This window comes from Sphingopyxis sp. KK2, from assembly GCF_001990265.1.
Taxonomy (GTDB): domain Bacteria; phylum Pseudomonadota; class Alphaproteobacteria; order Sphingomonadales; family Sphingomonadaceae; genus Sphingopyxis.
In genome coordinates, this window is the sequence record NZ_LYVN01000080.1 from 1 (window position 1) to 17,645 (window position 17,645).

Annotated in this window: 16 protein-coding genes and 2 pseudogenes; 6 read left to right on the forward strand and 12 right to left on the reverse strand. The window is 67.5% G+C overall.

Features of this window, described 5'->3' with window-relative positions:
• Nucleotides 1-958 (forward strand): annotated as a pseudogene (locus B1A78_RS23310) (YadA-like family protein); the annotation flags it as partial.
• 60 nt (nucleotides 959-1,018) lie between these two features.
• On the opposite strand, the gene B1A78_RS13740 reads toward B1A78_RS23310, so the two are convergent.
• The 10 genes from B1A78_RS13740 to B1A78_RS13785 form a co-directional block, all read right to left on the reverse strand.
• Nucleotides 1,019-3,496 (reverse strand): hypothetical protein, encoded by a 2,478-nt coding sequence (locus B1A78_RS13740; protein WP_077147504.1) that lies wholly within the window; start codon nucleotides 3,494-3,496, stop codon nucleotides 1,019-1,021.
• Nucleotides 3,497-3,513: 17 nt separating this feature from the next.
• Nucleotides 3,514-4,269 carry a fimbria/pilus periplasmic chaperone gene (locus B1A78_RS13745; RefSeq protein ID WP_256838330.1) on the reverse strand — a complete coding sequence of 252 codons (756 nt, stop codon included), beginning with the start codon at nucleotides 4,267-4,269 and terminating at the stop codon, nucleotides 3,514-3,516.
• A 366-nt stretch (nucleotides 4,270-4,635) separates the two neighbouring features.
• A complete protein-coding gene (locus B1A78_RS13750) occupies nucleotides 4,636-5,196 on the reverse strand; it encodes a hypothetical protein (protein ID WP_077147506.1) in 561 nt (186 codons plus the stop codon).
• Between the two features lie 244 nt (nucleotides 5,197-5,440).
• Nucleotides 5,441-6,478: a hypothetical protein gene (locus B1A78_RS13755; protein WP_077147507.1), complete on the reverse strand. Its 1,038-nt coding sequence runs from the start codon at nucleotides 6,476-6,478 to the stop codon at nucleotides 5,441-5,443.
• On the reverse strand, nucleotides 6,475-6,837 hold the full coding sequence (locus B1A78_RS13760) for a hypothetical protein (RefSeq protein WP_144037826.1): 363 nt from the start codon (nucleotides 6,835-6,837) through the stop codon (nucleotides 6,475-6,477). The genes B1A78_RS13755 and B1A78_RS13760 overlap by 4 nt, the downstream gene beginning before the upstream one ends.
• A gap of 62 nt (nucleotides 6,838-6,899) precedes the next feature.
• Nucleotides 6,900-7,508 (reverse strand): hypothetical protein, encoded by a 609-nt coding sequence (locus B1A78_RS13765; RefSeq protein WP_144037827.1) that lies wholly within the window; start codon nucleotides 7,506-7,508, stop codon nucleotides 6,900-6,902.
• A gap of 138 nt (nucleotides 7,509-7,646) precedes the next feature.
• Complete coding sequence (locus B1A78_RS13770) at nucleotides 7,647-8,273, reverse strand: response regulator transcription factor (RefSeq protein ID WP_077147518.1); 627 nt, start codon at nucleotides 8,271-8,273, stop codon at nucleotides 7,647-7,649.
• Between the two features lie 88 nt (nucleotides 8,274-8,361).
• Nucleotides 8,362-8,646 carry an Hpt domain-containing protein gene (locus B1A78_RS13775; protein ID WP_077147510.1) on the reverse strand — a complete coding sequence of 95 codons (285 nt, stop codon included), beginning with the start codon at nucleotides 8,644-8,646 and terminating at the stop codon, nucleotides 8,362-8,364.
• The gene (locus B1A78_RS13780) at nucleotides 8,639-9,010 is read right to left on the reverse strand and encodes a response regulator (protein ID WP_077147511.1); all 372 of its coding nucleotides are present in this window, start codon (nucleotides 9,008-9,010) and stop codon (nucleotides 8,639-8,641) included. The genes B1A78_RS13775 and B1A78_RS13780 overlap by 8 nt, the downstream gene beginning before the upstream one ends.
• Nucleotides 9,007-11,175 (reverse strand): CHASE3 domain-containing protein, encoded by a 2,169-nt coding sequence (locus B1A78_RS13785; protein WP_077147512.1) that lies wholly within the window; start codon nucleotides 11,173-11,175, stop codon nucleotides 9,007-9,009. Before B1A78_RS13785 ends, B1A78_RS13780 begins: the two co-directional genes overlap by 4 nt.
• Nucleotides 11,176-11,376: 201 nt before the next feature.
• Between B1A78_RS13785 and B1A78_RS13790 the strand changes: the two genes are divergently transcribed.
• The 5 genes from B1A78_RS13790 to B1A78_RS13810 all read left to right on the forward strand — a co-directional run bounded on the left by B1A78_RS13790 (nucleotide 11,377) and on the right by B1A78_RS13810 (nucleotide 16,360).
• Nucleotides 11,377-11,952 (forward strand): methylated-DNA--[protein]-cysteine S-methyltransferase, encoded by a 576-nt coding sequence (locus B1A78_RS13790; protein WP_077147513.1) that lies wholly within the window; start codon nucleotides 11,377-11,379, stop codon nucleotides 11,950-11,952.
• Between the two features lie 73 nt (nucleotides 11,953-12,025).
• The gene (locus tag B1A78_RS13795; RefSeq protein WP_077147514.1) at nucleotides 12,026-13,837 is read left to right on the forward strand and encodes a monovalent cation:proton antiporter-2 (CPA2) family protein; all 1,812 of its coding nucleotides are present in this window, start codon (nucleotides 12,026-12,028) and stop codon (nucleotides 13,835-13,837) included.
• Between the two features lie 203 nt (nucleotides 13,838-14,040).
• Entirely contained in the window at nucleotides 14,041-14,817 is a 777-nt protein-coding gene (locus tag B1A78_RS13800; RefSeq protein WP_077147515.1) for an SDR family NAD(P)-dependent oxidoreductase, read from the forward strand.
• Nucleotides 14,814-15,605, forward strand: coding sequence for an enoyl-CoA hydratase/isomerase family protein (locus B1A78_RS13805; protein ID WP_077147516.1), 792 nt, complete (start codon nucleotides 14,814-14,816; stop codon nucleotides 15,603-15,605). The genes B1A78_RS13800 and B1A78_RS13805 overlap by 4 nt, the downstream gene beginning before the upstream one ends.
• Before the next feature lie 5 nt (nucleotides 15,606-15,610).
• The gene (locus B1A78_RS13810; RefSeq protein WP_077147519.1) at nucleotides 15,611-16,360 is read left to right on the forward strand and encodes an N-acyl homoserine lactonase family protein; all 750 of its coding nucleotides are present in this window, start codon (nucleotides 15,611-15,613) and stop codon (nucleotides 16,358-16,360) included.
• Between the two features lie 169 nt (nucleotides 16,361-16,529).
• Here B1A78_RS13810 and B1A78_RS13815 read toward each other — a convergent pair whose 3' ends face one another.
• Nucleotides 16,530-17,258, reverse strand: coding sequence for an enoyl-CoA hydratase/isomerase family protein (locus tag B1A78_RS13815; RefSeq protein WP_077147517.1), 729 nt, complete (start codon nucleotides 17,256-17,258; stop codon nucleotides 16,530-16,532).
• A pseudogene (locus B1A78_RS13820) lies at nucleotides 17,255-17,645 on the reverse strand (MaoC/PaaZ C-terminal domain-containing protein); the annotation flags it as partial. The pseudogene B1A78_RS13820 and the gene B1A78_RS13815, both read right to left, overlap by 4 nt.

The following is a 17,645-nucleotide window of genomic DNA, read 5'->3' on the forward strand; positions in this document are numbered from 1 at the left end:
TGCCGCCTTCGCCAACGCCAGCACGGCGCAGACGACCGCCAACACCGCGCGCACCGAAGCCGCGGCGGCGCAGCTGACCGCAACAACGGCGCGTTCGGAAGCGGCGGCGGCGCAGAGCACGGCGAATACCGCGCTCGCCAACGGCGCCTATTTCCGCGCCAACAGCACGGGGCCGGGACCGCAGGCGACGGGCGTCGACTCAATCGCGGTCGGGCCGGGTTCGGTCGCCAGCGGCAACCAATCGGTCGCGATGGGGGCGAATGCCCGGGCGATCAACGGGCAGGCGGTGTCGATCGGCGCGGGCAACAGCGCCTCGGGCAATGGCGCGGTGGCGATCGGCGATCCCAATGTCGCGACCGGTATCGGGGCCGTCGCGATCGGCGCGAACAACAATGCCGTCGGTACCGGCGCGGTGGCGCTCGGCAATGCGAGCAGCGCGACCGGCGACGGATCGGTCGCGATCGGGAACGGCGCGGTGGCGAGCCGCACGGGGCAGGTCGCGCTCGGCAATTCGGCGAGCACCTACACGCTCTCGGGCGTGGGGTCGGCGGCGAGCAATGCGGCGCAGAGCGGGTCGCTCAAGCTGCTGACCACCGACGCGGCGGGCAACCTCGGCACCTCGGCGCTCGACATCGCGACGCTCGGCGGGTTGCCGAACCGGGTGAACCTGCTCGAACAGCAGACCGCGGCGCTCGACCAGCGCACGCTGGTGCTCGAACGCCATGCGGTGCAGGCGAACGGCGGCATCGCGACCGCGATGGCGTTGGGGGGGACGATGATCGTGCCCGACAGCGATGTGTCGGTCTCGTTCAACCTCGCCACCTATCGCGGCGAACAGGGCTTCGCCGGGGCGGCGGTCGTCCGGCTCGCACCGCGCGTCTATGTCAGCGGCGGCATCGCCGGATCGACCGTCAAGGGGTCGACGGGCGGCCGGGTCGGCGTGGCGTTCGGTTTCTAGGCTTCGTCAGCCGGGAGCGGACGCGCCGCATCGACGCGGTGAAGCCAAGAGCGAGAGTGATCATGGCCGTTCGGCGACCAGATCCCCCGCCGCGACCGTCCGCTCGGCGCCCTCGGGGATGAGCAGACTGAACTGCGTCCGGTCGGGATCGGTCAGCGTGATCCGCCACCGGCCGGGCGCGAGGCCGGTCGCACCAAAGCGCCCTGCCGCATTGGTGAACAACGGCACCGGCTCGCGCTCGGGGTGCGCTTCCTCGATCGCGCTGCCCGCGACCAGCGCGATCGGCTGTCCGTTCGCACCGAGCAGCCGCCCGACGACGCTGACCATATAGTCCGATCCGACCGTCAGCCGGTAACCGCTGCGATAGCCGGGAAGCAGCCGGAAGGATCCCTCCCCGAGGTCGGTGCCGAGCGGCGCGTCGGGGGCGGTCACCAGCAGGTTGCGCTCGCTGTAGCTGCTGAGGCTCGGCTGCAGCGCGGTGCCGAGCGTGCCGCTGTTCGCGGTCGAAAAACGTCCGTTGGCGTCGATGAAGATATCGGTTCCCTTCAGCGAGGGATGCGCCCTTACGATCGCGAAGCTGTCCTGGATCGGTCGGCCGATCGAGACGCTGCCGTCGGCGAAGGCGAGCGAGGTGCCGAAGCGAAGCGACGTGCGCTGCCCGGTCGATCCGCCGAGATCGCGTTCGAACGTGCCGAAATGGCTGAAGCCCAGCTCGGCGCGATTGCTGTAATAGATGCCGTTGGCGGTCGTCGCGACGCCGAAGTCGCTATGTTCGACATCGGCGCTGAAATTATACGCCCCGGTGCCCGAGCCATGATAGGTCTGGTAGGTCAGGCGCTTGCGGTCCCCCCGACTGTCATAGTCCGCGCGCAGGTTCGACGCGCGATCGAGGCGGAACACGAGCGACAGGAAAACGCCGACGCGGTCCTGCCGCCCCGCGCGTTCATAGCTGATGTCGCCGGTCAGGTTGAGCTGCGGCGAGATTCGCCAGCCCCCCGTCGCGCGCAGGCTGCCGACATTGGGTTCGGTGCCGCGCCCGCGCGAATAGCGCGCGTCGAGCCCGCCATAGAGCGCATCGCTGATCGACGCGTTGTAGCTGGCGCCCGCGATGTAGCGATAGGGGTTCGACGGCGGCCCCACGCCGATCGGCGCGAAGTCGCGGCTGCGCGCCTCGAACGACAGCGACAGCGCGTCGGCACCGCGCTCGCGCCGCGCGATCGTGCGCTGAAAGGTCAGGACCGAGGCCCAGCCCTTGCCGAAGCCATCGACATGCGACGCCGATGCGAAGCCGCCGAACGAGCCGATCGGGGTTGCGACGACCGTCTCGATGCCGCCCATCCAGCCATGCGGATCGGCCTGGGCGTTGACGCCAAGGGTCAATTTGTCGCTCACCCCCCGGCGATAGAAGCCGCTGAACGCCAGATCGTCGCTGTACACCGGCCCACGCCGGCCGAGCGGCGCGAGCACGCCGGCGTAAAGCCCGAATTCGCTCAATCCCTCGGCGAGCTGCGACTGGTCGAGGAAGATGTCGAAATTGAAGGATTCGGTGCGTCCCGTATCGTCGGTGATCGTCAGCCGGACGTCGTTCGATCCCTGGGTGAAGGGAAAATCCTTGAGGTCGAAACTGCCGGGGTCGAGTTCGAGCCGCCGCACGAGCTGGCCGTTGACGCGCACCTCGACCACCGAACGGCGGTCGATGCGAAAGCTGCGGCTGCCGCGCGGGCGGATGATCCGCTGCGGATCGAGCAAAGAATAGAAGCGCGAGATCGACAGGCCGCCGATTTCGGGCGCCGCCTGGAATCCGCGCGCCAGCGTGCGCAGGTCGCCGCCCGACCAGCGGATCAGGCTGTCGCGGTCGTCATAGACGAGCCGCGTACCGCGACGCTGGAAATCGACGCCGGGGGCGCCCGCCTGCCAATTGGCCTCGCCCTCGAGCACCACCCCGCCCGCGCGCACCGCCCCGTCGAGGAAGGTGATCGGCGCCGACAGCCCCTGATCGATGCCCTGCTGCACCCAGTCCATCGAGCCGCGGATGTTGAGATAGGCGCTGACCTCGGCGGGCGCGACATAGGTCGTCGGCCCGCGCCCATTGTCGTCGCCCAGCGTCACCGATCGGCTCGCGCGGCTCGCCGCGGCGATATCCATCACCAGCTGCAGCGTCAGCGGATCGTAGCGGATCGCGACGCCGACGCCTTCGAGGTCGGCCCGGCCGATCTGTCCGCGCTCGGCAAGCCGCTTGCGCAGCGTCTCGATCAGCGCGGGCGCCAGCCGCGGGCCGAGCAGCGCAAGCAGGCGCTCGGCCGAGAAGCTCGCCTGGCCGCCCGGTTCGAGCGTCAGCGTGGTGTCACCGATATAGGATTGCCCGTCGAACAGCGGCGCGGTGAGCACCACCGCGCGGCCGGTGGGGTTGGCCTGCGCCCCGTCGGCGCCGGGGTCGAGCACCACGCGCATGTCGGCGCCGGCCGTGCCCTGCGCATGGCCGGCGACCGGCGCCAGGCTGGCGCCGAGCAACAGTCCTGCGATCAGAAGAGGGTTCATGCGAACCGCCGGCACTTTCAGCTGTCGGGGGTGAACAGCGCTTCGACGCGGCCGTCGGGCTGCGGCAGGCGGATGGGCAGGGTCATGCGACGCGTCTGCCCGCCGCCGATCAGGCCATAGCCCACGGTCTGCTGCAGCTCGGGTCCCGAAATCTCCTTGCGAAACACTTCGCGGCCGTCGGGCGAAAATTGCACGATGCGGACGCGGCCGCGCGACAGATAGCCATGCGCCGCCGACGCGTTGACGACGGTGATCACCGGCGCCGGACCGCCATCGGCATCCTTGCCGATTTCGGCCGAGGCGATCGACAGCGACGGCTTGGCGCCGTCGGGCGAAACGCTGACCAGCACCTGGAAATTATAGAGGAGCTGGACGTTCGACTGGGTGTCGTTGGTCTGGACGGGAAGCTGCGCCGCAGTGACGAAATAATGGCGGCTGCTCGCCAGCGCCGGGTCGCCGACATATTGGACGCGAAAGCTCTGGCGCTGGCCCGGCTGGATCAGCGCCTGCGGCGGGAAGACTGACAATTCGCCGGGATCCTTGCCGGTCGCGGTGACGCCGTCGGGGGTCAGGTCGAGCCCCTCGATCCGCATCTCGACCGGCAGCGGCTTGTCGAAGGTGTTTTCGACCGTCACCACCTGGCTCATCCCGCGACCCGAGGTCGTGAGGTCGATGACGACCGGCTGGACGACCATCGCATAGGCCGCGACCGTGACCACCGCGGCGATCGATATGGCGACGATGGCGCCGCCGAAACTCCTGAGCAACTGCAATGACCTACTCCCTGCGCGTTGCCCCACCCGCTGCGCCACGATGGACAAAAGGCGCTGATGCGCCAAGAAGAAATGCGGTGAACCGAGCGGTAACTGTAAAGGCGACCGGCTTTCGCCGGCCGCCTTCACTTGGGAAGGGGAACCCCCAACCAGTCGGGCCGGCCGCCGAATGCGGGCGCGTCGGCCATATTCTCATATTCCGCCGCCAGGAACAGCAACTCGGCGCGCTCCTGGGGTTCGGCGTCCAGCGCCCGGAGGCGCAGCTCGGCCGCTAGGGCCCGTGGGTTTCGCATTTCCATCTACTCCGGGAAGATCCCGGCAGGCCGTGGATGGGAGCCTGCCGGGACCACACCCCCCCCGAGGGTGTCAGGCGGTCGGAGCGATCGTGATCTCGACCTTGCCGGCATAGGTGCCGGCGTCGAGGATCGCCGTCGAATCTGCGGTGGCGCCGCTGCCAACGGTCAGCGTGATGTTGTTCGATACCGCGGCCAGACGGTCACCGACCTGGCCCGAGGTGGCGCCCGAGCTCAGCGACTGGTCGGCAACCGAGGTCGTGCCACCCTTCGCGCCCATCGCGACGAGGGTCGCGGTGTAGTGGACGGTGTTGGTGTAGCCGTTCGGCGAGTTGGTCGCGGCGGCGTTCACCAGCGGCTTGGCATCGACCGTGATCTTGGGGTTCGAACCGTTGCACTTGATGGTGAAGTTGCGGCTGAGGCCACCGGTGTTGCCGGCGAAGGCCGGATCGACGGTGCCGTCGGCCTTGGCAAGTTCGCCCAGCGTGATGCTGCCGGTGATCGGGGTGACCGCCGAGCAGCGCGCGGCGACGGTGCCGGTGACGTCGACCGAGCCGGTGACGGTCTGGGCGAAGACCGGAGCCGAAGCGAAAGCCGAACCGATGACGAGGGCCGAGAGAACAATCTTTTTCATGTCTAATCTCCAATCTGAAATCCGGGAGGGCTCATCGCCCTGACGAGTTGGAGATAGGCTGGATTGCCGCGCGCCAATATTTAGCGGGTGGCGAAAATGCAGCTAACTTCGGGCATCATTTTCTATAACCGAAGATATAGGCGGGCGCCCCCAGGCGCATGGAAATGGCGGATTTACGTGCGTCTAGGCTGAAGGCGCCAACGCCATGGGCCGAAAACTATATCGGACCGGCCGGCGCCGCGCCCTAAAGCCCCGCGCAGCTGGTCGCCGAACTTGCGGTGACGACGGGCGTGAAGGTGATGCTGATGATGTCGCTGTAATTGGTCGCGGGCGTCTTCGCCGACCCGCCTTCCTTCAGCGTCGCGCGCAGCGGCAGCACCCCGGCGCTGCCGTCCATGCCGGCGCGGGCGCAGGTGCGCGTCCCGAATCCGCTGTTCGATGTCACCTCCTGGCCCAGGAAGCGCGCGCTATATTTGATCGTCTGCGCGCTGTTCGACAGGCTGCCGCCGGGATAGGTCAGCTTGAAATCATTCTGCGACCGCATGCGGACCTCGAACGGCCCCGAGCTGCGCACGCGCAGCGAATTGGAGGCCGAGGTGGTGTAGCGATCGGGCGCCGCCAGCACCGCGGTGGTTGTGGCGTCGCCGATCTCGCCGAAATCGAGCGGCGACCCCGCATAATAGGCCTGGAGCGCGCTGACCGTGTTGACGTTGATCCGGATCGCCCCGGTTTCGCGCGTCGGGACCGACACGCTCGCCATGCCGTTCTCGCCCGAGCAGATATAGAGAAGGTCGAGGACGATCGGCTCCCCCGCCGACAGGTCGGTCCCCGGCGGCACCGTCACGCGAAGGTTGAGCGGGGTCGAGGTATCGGCCTGCAGCAGGCTGCCGAAATCATAGCGGATCTCGCCCGCCGCGCCGGCGCCATTGTCCTTCGAATTGAGCGCGCGCGGGCGTCCCGCCGTCGCGCCCTCGCGATAGATGACGCTATAGCCGTCATAGGTCACATTCATCGCCGGCGCGGTTGTCGGTGAAACGATGACCAGGCTGACCTCGCGCGTGCGGCCGAGGATCAGGCCGCGGTTGCGGCGCAGGATCAGCGGCACCGTCGCTTCGGACAGGCCGCCGGGCGAAAAGGGATCATAGGTGATGCTGGCGGGCGCGGTCGCGCTGCCGGTCACGCCGCAGACCGACGAGATTTGCGACTGGGCCGCCGCGGGCTGCGCGGCGATGATCGCGGACGCCAGGGCCAGCGCGACAAGGCCGGCGGTTCGAAACCTCATATTTGAGGGGATACGACGATCTCGAGCGCGGTGCGAGGGGGAAGCGACGAAACGAAGTTCGCCGGCACGGCCGTGGCCGGAAGGCGCTCGACCAACAGCCCGTCGGGGCCGATCGCCCGCAGTTCGGACAGCAGCACCGGCTGCGCCTGATTGCAGATCGCACGCCCGCGGAACGACATTGCCGCCGGGTCGATCGTCGTGCGTGCCGGCTCGGCGACCCAGCAGCGCGGCGCCACCGAACCATAGACCGCGATCTGATGCGTATCGTTCGCGGCCGCCGGTGCCGTCACCGCCAGCGATGCGGCGGCCAGGGCTATTGCGGGGGCGATTCGGGTCGAGATCCACAAGGTGCGCGTCATATCGGTCCCCGTCATAGGGACCGATGGTAAACAAGCACGGATTCGGTTTGTTAAACATGGCGTTAAGGACTCACGCTGATCGTCACCGTCAGCGTGTCGGCATAGCGCCCTGCCGCCAGCATGTCGGTTCCCGCATAGGCCGGCGCGCTGACGCGCAGATAGGAACCGTTCGCCTTGGTCGACGCGCCCGCGAGGCGAAGTCCGGTGGCGGTGCCCGCGGTGCCTGCGAAGCTGCAGCTGCCGCCCGCCGACAGCGTCGCGGCGGCACAGGTCGCGGTCGTGTTCGTGCCATTGTCGGCCGCCATGTAAAGCGCGACATTATAGGGCGCCTTGGTCTGATAGCCGGTGCCGCCCGCCTCCGTCGTCGCCATGCCGCCATTGGCCGAGGACACCGCGATCCGCGAGGCGCCGGTGCAGTTGAGCTGGATCGCGAAGTCCTTGGTAAAGCCGCTCTGGTCGAAATTGGTCTGGTCGACGCTGCCCGACGGGGCGCCGCCGGTCGCGAAGCCGCAGCGCCCGAGCACCGACGCGCGCACCTCGACCCCGACCTCGACGCTGTTCACCGCCCCCTGCCCGACCGCATAGGCGGTGACCTGCGCGCGCGCATGCTGGCTGGCGATCGTGCTGATCGCCGCCAATGCCAGCAAGATAAGGACGCGAAGAAACCGCATGGCCCGCCTGTCGTCGGTGACGGCCCGATGCCGCCAACTTGACCGGCAAATGCGCTATCTCTCGCGCGCGGGCCATTCACCGGGCGGCGACAACGACGCTCACCAACGGCGAAAAACCCTATAACCTTGGATATAGGGTCAGCCGCCGCGATCCTGCCCCAGCAGGATCAATTCGGTGCGTCCGCGGATCCCAAGCTTTTCGAAAACCTTGTGAAGATGGACCTTCACCGTGCCTTCGGTCAGTCCCAGTTCGTCGGCGATTTCCTTGTTGCGCAGCCCGCGCTTCGCGAGCGAGGCAACCGCGCGCTCGCGGCCGCTCAAGAGGTCGAAAGGGTCGCGCGGGGTGTCGGGCGACATCGCCTGGTCCATCACGCGCTGCATCACGTCCTGGTCGAGCCAGCGGCGACCCTGCACGACCGTTTCGAGGCAAGTGAGCAGGTCGCGCGGCGCGGTCGCCTTGATCACGATGCCGTTGACCGCGAGCTGGATCGCCTCGCGGGCCAGTTCGTCATTGAGCCCGCCGGTGAGCAGCACGACGGGCCGGGTGTCGCCGCGGCTGCGCAGCGTGCGCAGCACGTCGAGTCCGCTGCGTTCGGGCATGCCATTGTCGAGGATGAGCAGGTCGGGCCGCGCCCCGCCCAACGCATCGAGCACCGCTGTCCCCGTGTCCACCGTCGCCACCACGTTGAAATTCGTCTTGTCGAGAAGCGCTATAATCCCTGCCATGGTGAGCGGATCGTCGTCCGCCACGAGCACTTTCGTCATTTCCAATCCACCACGATGCTGTTGAACCGCAAGTTTATCATTGCACGCGGGCCATGGTCCACCCTGTGCGGTTAAGTATAACTACCTATCAGGCACCATTTAACTTTGCCAGACGGTCCAACAGATCCCAAGTCGATTTCGCGATCGCTTCGGCGGGCGCGCCCGCATCGACCGCCTCCTCGACCGTGCGTGCGGCGTCGCCGATCGCGCCATGGCCGAACATCCCGGCGCGCCCCGCCAGGCTGTGCGCGAGCCGTGCGAGTTCGTCATGGTTACCCGCATCGAGCGCCGCGCCGATTGCGGCCGCGGTCTCCCCTGCCTGCGCGGCGAAGCGTTCGGCGATCGCGGCAAGGCGGGCGTCGATCTCAGCCATCGAGCAGCGCCCGGACCTGCCCCGCCAGCGCCATCGCGTCGAACGGTTTGGCCAGCACCCCGCGCGCGCCAAGGCCGCGCAGCCGCTCGACCTCGTGCGCCTGCGTGCGCGCGGTGATGAACACCACCGGGATCGCCGCCGTCGCGGGGTCCTGCCGCAGCCGTTCGAGAACCCCGGGCCCGTCGAGTTCGGGCATCATCACGTCGAGCAGGATCAGGCGGGGCTGCCATTCGCGCGCCGCCGCCAACCCTTCCTGCCCCGACGCGCAGGTCCGCACCTCGAAGCCCGGGTCGAGCTCGAGTGCCATTTCGGCGACTTCGCGGATATCGTCTTCGTCGTCGATATAGAGGACCCGGTCGCTCATTTTCCGCCTCCGCCCTGGGCGCGCTGCGCCGCGATCCGCCCGGTTACCTCGTGCACCAGCGTGTCGAGGCTGGCGCGCGATTTGACGAGGATCAGATCGATATCGGCTTTCGGCGCGCCGCCCACTTCCTGCGCGGTGAACAGGACGATCGGCAAGCCGGGCGACCGTTTGCGGAGCGGCGCGACAAGATCGGTGCCGTTTCCGTCGAGCATGCCGACGTCGAGGATCGCGGCATCATAACGTCGCCGCGCGATCGCAGCCCGCGCCTCGGCGATGCTGGGGGTTGACTCGATCGCGGCCTGCCCGTCGAACGCGCTCGCGACCACCGCGAGCATGTCGGGATCGTCATCGACGTGGAGGACGACGGGAAGCGCGCCTTCGCCGGGCTGCGGAGCCTCGGCCACCTGCACCGGCGCGGCCAGCCCCGGCAATTCCGCGATCGGCAGATCGACATGAAAGATACTGCCCGTGCCCTCGACGCTGTCGAAGCTGACCGATCCGCCGAGCCGCACGACGATTTCGCGCACGATGCTGAGCCCCAGCCCGGTGCCGCCCTTCGCCCGCGAATCCGAGGCGTCGGCTTGTGCGAACTTGCCGAAGATACGGCTGCGGAACGCCTCGGGAATCCCCTCGCCACGGTCGATGACGCTGATCCGGTAACGGCGATCGAGCGGCGCGACGCGCATCGTTACCGTGCCGCCGCGCCGCGAGAATTTGATCGCGTTCGACAGCAGGTTGGTGATGACCTGCATCAACCGGTCCTCGTCGGCGAGCACCGCGGCCTCTGGCGCCACCGGCTCGATCTCGACCGTCACGCCATATTCGCCGGCAAAGCCTGCGACCTGGTGCGCCGCAGCTTCGAGCACGCCGCCCAGCGCCAGCGGGCGGATGTCGAACTGCATCCGCCCCGCTTCGATCTTCTCGATGTCGAGGATATCGTTGATCAGCCGCACCAGCCGCGCGGCATTGCTGTGCGCGATGTCGACCAGCCGCGCGGCTTTGGCCGGGATTTCCCCGGCCGCGCCCCCGCTGATCAGGCCGAGTGCGCCCGCGATGGAGGTCAGCGGCGTGCGCAATTCGTGGCTGACCGTCGCAACGAACTCGCTCTTCATCTGCTCGACCTCGCGCCGGTCGCTGATGTCGCGGATCACCGCGACGAACAGCGTGCCGTCGGCAAGGTCGACCGGACTGACCGACACTTCCAGCGGGAAGGTCGCGCCATCTTGCCGCCGGCCGACGAACTCCTGGATCTGCCCGTAACTTTCCTTCCGGTTCGCCTTCAGCCGGCGCAGGAACGTCTCGATCTGCCCGCGGTCGGGGGCGATTTCGAACAGCGATCCGATGTCTCGCCGCAGCAGCGATTCGGACGGCACCCCGAACATTCGCGCCGCCGAGGGATTGAGACTCTCGATGCTGCCGCTCGGGTTCAGGACGATCATGCCGTCCTTGGCGCTGTCGAAAATCGCCTCCTGCCGCGCGGCAAGATCACGCGCGCGGCGGTGCGCCTTCTTGCGGGCCCACTGGCTCCGCCCGATCAGGACCGCCGCCAGCGCAAGCAGCAGGATCAACCCGATCTGCAGGGTGAAGGTGCGGGCGCGCAATCGTTCGCGGGCGGCATTGGCGATCAGGGTGCGTTCTTCCAGCTTTTGCCGCTCGGCCTCGGATATTTCCGAGATCAGCGCGCGGATATGGTCCATCGACCGCTTGCCCTCGCCGCCGGCGATCAACCGCGCGGCCTCGTCGCGCTGCCCGCTCTCCACCATTTCGATCGTGTGCGCGACGAACCGGCGCTTCTCCGCCGACGTCCGGCGAAGCTCGTCGATCAATCGTCCCTTGCCCTCGCTTCCCGCCAGCTTGGCAAACAGGTCGAGATTGGAATCGATCCGCGCCTCGGCGGCTCGATAGGGCGTCAGAAATTGGGGGTCGCCCGTGATGACATAGCCGCGCTGGCCCAGCTCGATATCCTGATGCCGCGTCAACACGCCCTGGAGCGCCGCACGCGCGTCATAGGAGTTCGAAACCTGCTGGCGCAGACGCGCATTTTGTTCGAACCCGCCATCGGTCGCGAGCGACAGAAAGAATAATATCAAAAAGGCGCCCGCACCGGTGACGATGAGCACCCAGTTGCCCATCACCGCCCGTTGCCAGCTCGCCGCCTTGCGCATACCTGATTGTCCTCGATGACGCGCCGTATTGAATGCCTCGATAGCATGAGATGATAAGGGACGCACTGAAACGAGTGGTTAATCAGAGGTATCGCCGCCGGCCCGCGACAGGCAGAGCGGCCGCGCGCCCCATCCCCTGCGCCCGGCCGACTTATGCTGCGTCCTTGCACTGACTCCGCGCCGCCCGATATGGATCGGGTCATGGCGATGCGCGTCGATTATCATCTGTTCGAAAGTGCCGCGGGCTTTGTCGCGCTTGGCTGGACCGAGCGCGGGGTCGTCAGTCTGCGCCTCCCCGCCGCAAGCATGCGCGAGGCCGAGCGGGCGTTGCTGCGTCATTGTCCCGGCGCGCGGCGCACCGACCCGCCGCCGCATGTCGGGCGGGTGGTCGATGCGATCCTGCGCTATTTCGCCGGCGAGCGGATCGACTTTGCGGACGTGCCCGTCGATCTGGGTGCCCAGGAACCGTTTTTCGATCGCGTTTACGCGCGGGTCCGCAGACTCGGCTGGGGCGAGACGACGACATACGGCGCGGTCGCGAAGGAGCTTGGCGTCGGCCCCGAATTCGCCCGCGACGTCGGGCAGGCGATGGCGCGGAACCCCGTGCCGCTGATCGTGCCGTGCCACCGGGTGACCGGCGCGGGCGGCAAGATCGGTGGGTTCTCGGCCCCGGGCGGATCGGATTCGAAGGCGCACATGCTCGCGCTCGAAGGCGTGAAGGTCGTGCCGCCGCCGACACCGCGCAAGGACGACGCCCAGGCCGGCTTCGACTTCTGACCGCTGCCGGGGGTGGCGGTATCGACCATCCTGCCCTAAGTCTCGGCTTTGACGACCTGGCAGAGGGGATACCATGGCCGCCGACACCGCAACACATGCTGCCGAGGCCGCTGCGCACGGATTCGACCTGGTGCCGATCGTGGTGCTGCTCGCCGCGGCGGTGATCGCGGTGCCGCTGTTCAAACGGCTGGGGCTGGGATCGGTGCTCGGCTATCTGGCTGCGGGCCTGGCGATCGGACCGTTCGGCATCGGGCTGTTTTCGGACGCGCAGACGATCCTGCATGTCGCCGAACTCGGCGTCGTGATGTTCCTGTTCATCATCGGCCTGGAGATGCAACCGTCGCGGCTGTGGGCGATGCGCGGCGAGATTTTCGGGCTCGGCGCCGTGCAGGTCGGCGGGGCGATCGCGCTCCTGATCTGCGTCGGCCTCGCGCTCGGCTATCCCGTGGCGGCGAGCTTCGTCGCGGGCACTGGCTTCGTGCTGACCTCGACCGCGATCGCGATGCAGATGCTCGACGAACGCAATGCGATGGGCCTGCCCAAGGGGCGGCGCGTGGTCGCGATCCTGTTGCTCGAGGATCTGGCGATCGTCCCGTTGCTCGCGCTCGTCGCCTTCCTCGCGCCGGGGGCGGAGGCTGTGACGACCGAGGACCGTCTGCTGGCGGTGGGCATCGGGCTGGCCGCGATCGCCGGGCTGGTGGTCGCGGGCCGCTATCTGCTCGACCCGATGTTCCGCCTGCTCGGCCGGGCCAAGGCGCGCGAGGTGATGACCGCCGCGGGGCTGCTCGTGGTGCTGGGGTCTGCGCTGCTGATGCAGGAAGCCGGCCTGTCGATGGCGATGGGCGCCTTTCTCGCGGGCGTCCTGCTGTCCGAATCCTCGTTCCGGCACCAGCTGGAGGCCGATATCGAGCCGTTCCGCGGCGTGCTGCTCGGCCTCTTCTTCCTCGGCGTCGGCATGGCGCTCGACCTCGATATCGTTGCGGCCAATCTGGGGCTGATCGCGGTGTCGGTCGCCGCCTATATGACGCTCAAGATGATCGTCATCTATGTCGTGGCGCGGCTGTTCAAGCATGACCGGGCCGAGGCGATCGAACGCGCGGTGATCATGGCGCAGGGCGGCGAATTCGCCTTCGTCCTCTATGCCGCGGCGGTCAGCGTCGGGATTCTCAGCACCGAGAATAATGCGATCCTGACCGCGATCATCATCGTGTCGATGGTGCTGACCCCGATCATGGTGATCCTGCACGATCGCTTCATGCCGAAGGTCGCGGATACGGCCGACGGTCTGGACGTCGCCGAGGATCTGCGCGCGAGCGTGCTGATGATCGGCTTTGGCCGCTTTGGCCAGATCGCCAGCCAGCCGCTGTTCGCCAACGGCTGTTCGATCTCGCTGATCGACACCGATACCGAGGCGATCCGTCAGTCGATGGCCTTTGGCTTCAAGATCTATTACGGCGACGGCACCCGGCTCGACATTCTGCACGCTGCCGGGGCGCACAAGGCGAAGCTGATCATCGTCGCGACCGACGACCGCGAAGCGACGCTGAAGATCGTCGAACTGCTGAAGGCCGAATTCCCGCATACGCCGGTGCTGTCGCGCGCCTTCGACCGCGAGCATGCGATCGAACTGATCCACGCCGGGGTCGATTACCAGATGCGAGAGACCTTTGAATCGGCGCTGTTGCTGGCCGAAGAGGCGCTACGGCGGATGGAGGTTCCCGACGATGCGATCGCCGATATCATGGAGGATACGCGGCGGCGCGATCAGGAGCGGCTGGATATCGAGATTTGCGACGGGGTCTATGCGACGCGGCATATGGTGCAGGGCAATGTCCCGGTGGAAGAGCGCGACCGCTATATCGTGAAGCCGCCCGAGGGGCGTTGATCCGTCAGGACCCTTTATCCCCCGCCCGCCGCGCTCGGCAGCCGCGGCGGGGGATGAGGTTGTGTGTGCACGAGAAGAACAATAGGAGAACAAGTCATCGCCGTCAACCCCCTTTTGTTCTCATTCTCCTGACGGCTTTGACAGGTTGACGTAAACGTCAATCAACGCCAAGGCTGGGGTGACGTAAAGGAAAGGGAGAGACGATGGCGGAGCAACCCAAGTTCGATCTGACGGGGCGCGTCGCGCTCGTCACCGGGGCGTCCTCGGGGCTCGGCGCGGGTTTCGCCAAGGCGCTGGCCGCAGCGGGGGCGAAGGTCGTTCTCGCGGCGCGCCGCGCCGACAAGCTCGCCGAACAAGTGGCCGAGATCGAGGCTGCGGGCGGGCAGGCGATCGCGGTCAGCATGGACGTCACCGACGAAGCCTCGACAAAGGCCGCCTATGACGCCGCCGAGGCCGCCTTCGGCACCGTCGACACGATCGTCGCCAACGCCGGCGTCGCAACCGAGAAGATGGCGATGGGGCTGAGCGTCGACGACGTCGATTTCCTCCATGCCGCCAATGTCCGCGGCGTCTTCCTGACCGCGACCGAGGGCGCGAAGCGGCTCGACAAGGCCGGCGCGCGCGAGAAACAGCACGGCCGCATCGTGCTGATCGGATCGATCACCGCCGACAAGGTCTTCCCCGCGACCTCGGTCTATGGCGCGACCAAGGCGGCGGTGCGCCACCTCGGCAAGGCGCTGGCGCGCGAATGGGCGCGGCGCGGGATCAGCGTCAATGTGATCCAGCCGGGCTATTTCGAATCCGAGATGACCTCGGTGCTGTTCGAAAGCGATGTCGGCGATGCGATGGTCAAGACCTTCCCGCGCCAGCGCATGCGCCCGCCGAGCGACCTCCACGCGCCGCTGCTGCTGCTCTGCTCGGACGCGGCGCAGGGGATCACCGGCAGCGTGTTCACGATCGACGACGGCCAGACGCTGTGAGCGGCGAGCTGCTGATCGAAAGCCGCGGCGCTGTCGAGATCGCGACGCTCAACCGGCCCGAGCGATTGAACGCGCTGAGCGAAGGGCTGGTCGACGAGCTCAACGCCTATTTCGGCGGGCTTGCCGAGCGCAAGGAGGTGCGCGTCGTGATCCTGCGCGGCGCGGGGCGCGGTTTTTGCGCCGGGCTCGACATCCAGGAGGATCGCTCGACCGACGAGACCGCGGTGCTGCGCACGCTGCGCACCCAGACGAGCATCGGCAATATCTATCGCAAGATGCGCGCCTGCCCGCAGCCGATCATCGCGCTCGGCCACGGCGCCGCCGCGGGGGGCGGGCTGTCGCTGCTGCTCGCGTCCGACGTGCGTTACGGGACGCCGAGCTTTCGCTGCAACGCCGCCTATATTCGCATCGGGCTCGGCGGCTGCGACATGGCGTCGAGCTATTTCCTGCCACGTCTCGTCGGTGCGAGCCTCGCGTCGGAGATGATCCTGACCGGGCGCTTCATCGACGCCGAACGGGCCTTGCGCGCCGGGCTGATCAGCGAGATCGTCGCGGAGGACGCGCTGCTCGATCGCGGGCTCGCGCTCGCCGACGAGATGCTCGCGACCGCGCCCTGGGGACTGCGGCTGTCGAAACAGGCCCTCAATCTCAACATCGATGCGCAAAGTTTGGACGCGGCAATGGCGATCGAGGACCGCCAGCAGGTGATCCTGTCGGCGACCGAGGATCATAAGGAAGCGCTCGCCGCCTTCCTCGGCAAACGCGCGCCCGAGTATCGCGAGCGGTGACCGATATGCTGCGCCTCTATGCCTTCAACACCGGCTGGTTCCAGTGTCGCCCGGGCTATTTCATCGAGGGCGAGGAGGGCGATTATCTCAAGGGGCCGGTACCCTCCTATCTGATCGACCACCCCAAGGGCCGCGCTCTCTTCGATACCGGCATGGGCGTGCGCTACCGCCGCACGCTCGAAACCGCGCTGCCGCCGAACAAGTTCGGGCTGCAGTATTTCGAGGGGCAGGAGATTGCGGCGCGGCTCAAAAGCATCGACGTCGATCCTGCGAGCATCGACTGGGTGATCAACTCGCACCTCCACATCGACCATTGCGGCGGCAATGCGAGCCTGCCCAACGCCACGATGATCGTGCAGTCGCGCGAACTGGCGGCGGCGCAGGCAACCGAGGAAGCGGGGCTTTACGAAGCGGTCGATTATGCGACTGGCCAGCCGGTGAAGGCGATCGACGGCGAGCTCGACCTGTTCGGCGACGGCAGTGTGCGGATCGTGCCGACCTATGGGCATACGCCGGGGCACCAGAGCGTCATCGTGAAGCTGCCGAGCGGGCGCGAGATGCTGTTGGCGGCGGACTGCTGCTACACCGAACGCAATCTCGACCTGATGGTGCTGCAAAAGGCGGTCGTCGACCGCGAAGCGGGGCTGCGGACGATGGACTATCTGCGGGCGCGGCGACGGGCGGGCGTGCACATCCTGTTCGGCCACGACGGCCGCCAATGGGCGAGCGTCGAAGAGGGCAAGCCGATCGGGTAGCGGCCGGAAGCGACCGAAAATCGATGATCATTCAACTTTGTCATCCCCGCGAAAGCGGGGACCCAGAGCGTGCGTCGGCCAAGCTTTCCCTGGGTTTCCGCTTTCGCGGGAATGACAATATGGGGAACGGCAGCTAGGCACCCCTAACCGGACCTGATGTTCGAGGCGGCTAAAACTGCTTCGCCACCCGCGCAGCAAAGTCGGGCGCCACCCCCGCGCTGTTGAACACCTCGTGCGCCAGCCCGGCCGCCAGCGGCAGATCCGCCTGTTCGCGATAGAGTTTCTTGTATGCGAAGACGCTGTGCCGCGACTGGCCGGCGATCGCCTCGGCGAGCGACCGCGTCGTCGTATCGAGCGCGTCGTCGGCGACGCAATGATTGGCGAGCCCGATCCGCGTCGCCTCGCGCCCGTCTACGGGCAGCCCGGTAAAGCTCATCTCGCGCGCCTTCCATTCGCCGACGCGGCGCGGCAGGCGCTGGCTCATGCCCCAGATCGGCACCAGCCCGAATTTCCCATGCGTGTCGGCGAAATGCGCATTTTCGCCTGCGACGATGATGTCGCCCGCGAGCGCGAGCTCGAGCCCGCCGGTGAAACAGCCGCCCTGGACCGCGACGATCAGCGGCTGCGGCAGCTCGGCGAGCTTGGTGACGATCGACGCCTGATAGTGCGGACGCGGCGCCTCGATCCCGCGTTCCTTGAGGTCGTTGCCCGCGCAGAAGACCGGACCGGCGGCGCGCAGCACCACCGCGCCGATCGCGTCGCCCGCCGCCGCGATGGCATCGGTATGCGCGTCGAGCTCGCCCCACAGCGCAAGGTTCAGCGCGTTGCGCTTGTCGGCGCGGTTGAGCGTCAGCGTGGCGACGCCGTCCTTGTCTTCGCGCAATACCAGCTCGTTCATGCCTTTGCCTCCGCTGCCATGATCGTTCGTCCGTCGGGGCCGATCGCCGCCATCTCCCACCCGTCGTCCTTCGCGCGCCCGACGAGATGGATCGTCTCGCCGACAAAGGCCGGCGCCTGCGCGCGCATCGTGAAAGCGGACAGCGCATTGGCCCCCAGCTCGCGCTGCGCAAGGTCGAGCAGCAGGGTGGCGGTCAGCGGCCCGTGGACGACGAGTCCAGGGTAACCTTCTTCGTCGCGCGTGTAGGGCAAGTCGTAATGGATGCGGTGGCTGTTGAAGGTCAGCGCCGAATAGCGGAACAGCATCGCCTCGCTCGGCGCCACGTTGCGCCGCCAGCTCCATGCGGTGAGGTCGGGTTCGCCGGCCGGTGCGGGGGCGGGCGAGGGG

What these genes read in the sequence shown, in the direction of transcription:
- B1A78_RS13740 (WP_077147504.1), bottom strand. Translation starts at nt 3,496, where the DNA reads ATGAACCCTCTTCTGATCGCAGGACTGTTGCTCGGCGCCAGCCTGGCG.
- B1A78_RS13750 (WP_077147506.1), bottom strand. Translation starts at nt 5,196, where the DNA reads ATGAAAAAGATTGTTCTCTCGGCCCTCGTCATCGGTTCGGCTTTCGCT.
- B1A78_RS13755 (WP_077147507.1), bottom strand. Translation starts at nt 6,478, where the DNA reads ATGAGGTTTCGAACCGCCGGCCTTGTCGCGCTGGCCCTGGCGTCCGCG.
- B1A78_RS13760 (WP_144037826.1), bottom strand. Translation starts at nt 6,837, where the DNA reads ATGACGCGCACCTTGTGGATCTCGACCCGAATCGCCCCCGCAATAGCC.
- B1A78_RS13765 (WP_144037827.1), bottom strand. Translation starts at nt 7,508, where the DNA reads ATGCGGTTTCTTCGCGTCCTTATCTTGCTGGCATTGGCGGCGATCAGC.
- B1A78_RS13770 (WP_077147518.1), bottom strand. Translation starts at nt 8,273, where the DNA reads ATGACGAAAGTGCTCGTGGCGGACGACGATCCGCTCACCATGGCAGGG.
- B1A78_RS13775 (WP_077147510.1), bottom strand. Translation starts at nt 8,646, where the DNA reads ATGGCTGAGATCGACGCCCGCCTTGCCGCGATCGCCGAACGCTTCGCC.
- B1A78_RS13780 (WP_077147511.1), bottom strand. Translation starts at nt 9,010, where the DNA reads ATGAGCGACCGGGTCCTCTATATCGACGACGAAGACGATATCCGCGAA.
- B1A78_RS13785 (WP_077147512.1), bottom strand. Translation starts at nt 11,175, where the DNA reads ATGCGCAAGGCGGCGAGCTGGCAACGGGCGGTGATGGGCAACTGGGTG.
- B1A78_RS13790 (WP_077147513.1), top strand. Translation starts at nt 11,377, where the DNA reads ATGGCGATGCGCGTCGATTATCATCTGTTCGAAAGTGCCGCGGGCTTT.
- B1A78_RS13795 (WP_077147514.1), top strand. Translation starts at nt 12,026, where the DNA reads ATGGCCGCCGACACCGCAACACATGCTGCCGAGGCCGCTGCGCACGGA.
- B1A78_RS13800 (WP_077147515.1), top strand. Translation starts at nt 14,041, where the DNA reads ATGGCGGAGCAACCCAAGTTCGATCTGACGGGGCGCGTCGCGCTCGTC.
- B1A78_RS13810 (WP_077147519.1), top strand. Translation starts at nt 15,611, where the DNA reads ATGCTGCGCCTCTATGCCTTCAACACCGGCTGGTTCCAGTGTCGCCCG.
- B1A78_RS13815 (WP_077147517.1), bottom strand. Translation starts at nt 17,258, where the DNA reads ATGAACGAGCTGGTATTGCGCGAAGACAAGGACGGCGTCGCCACGCTG.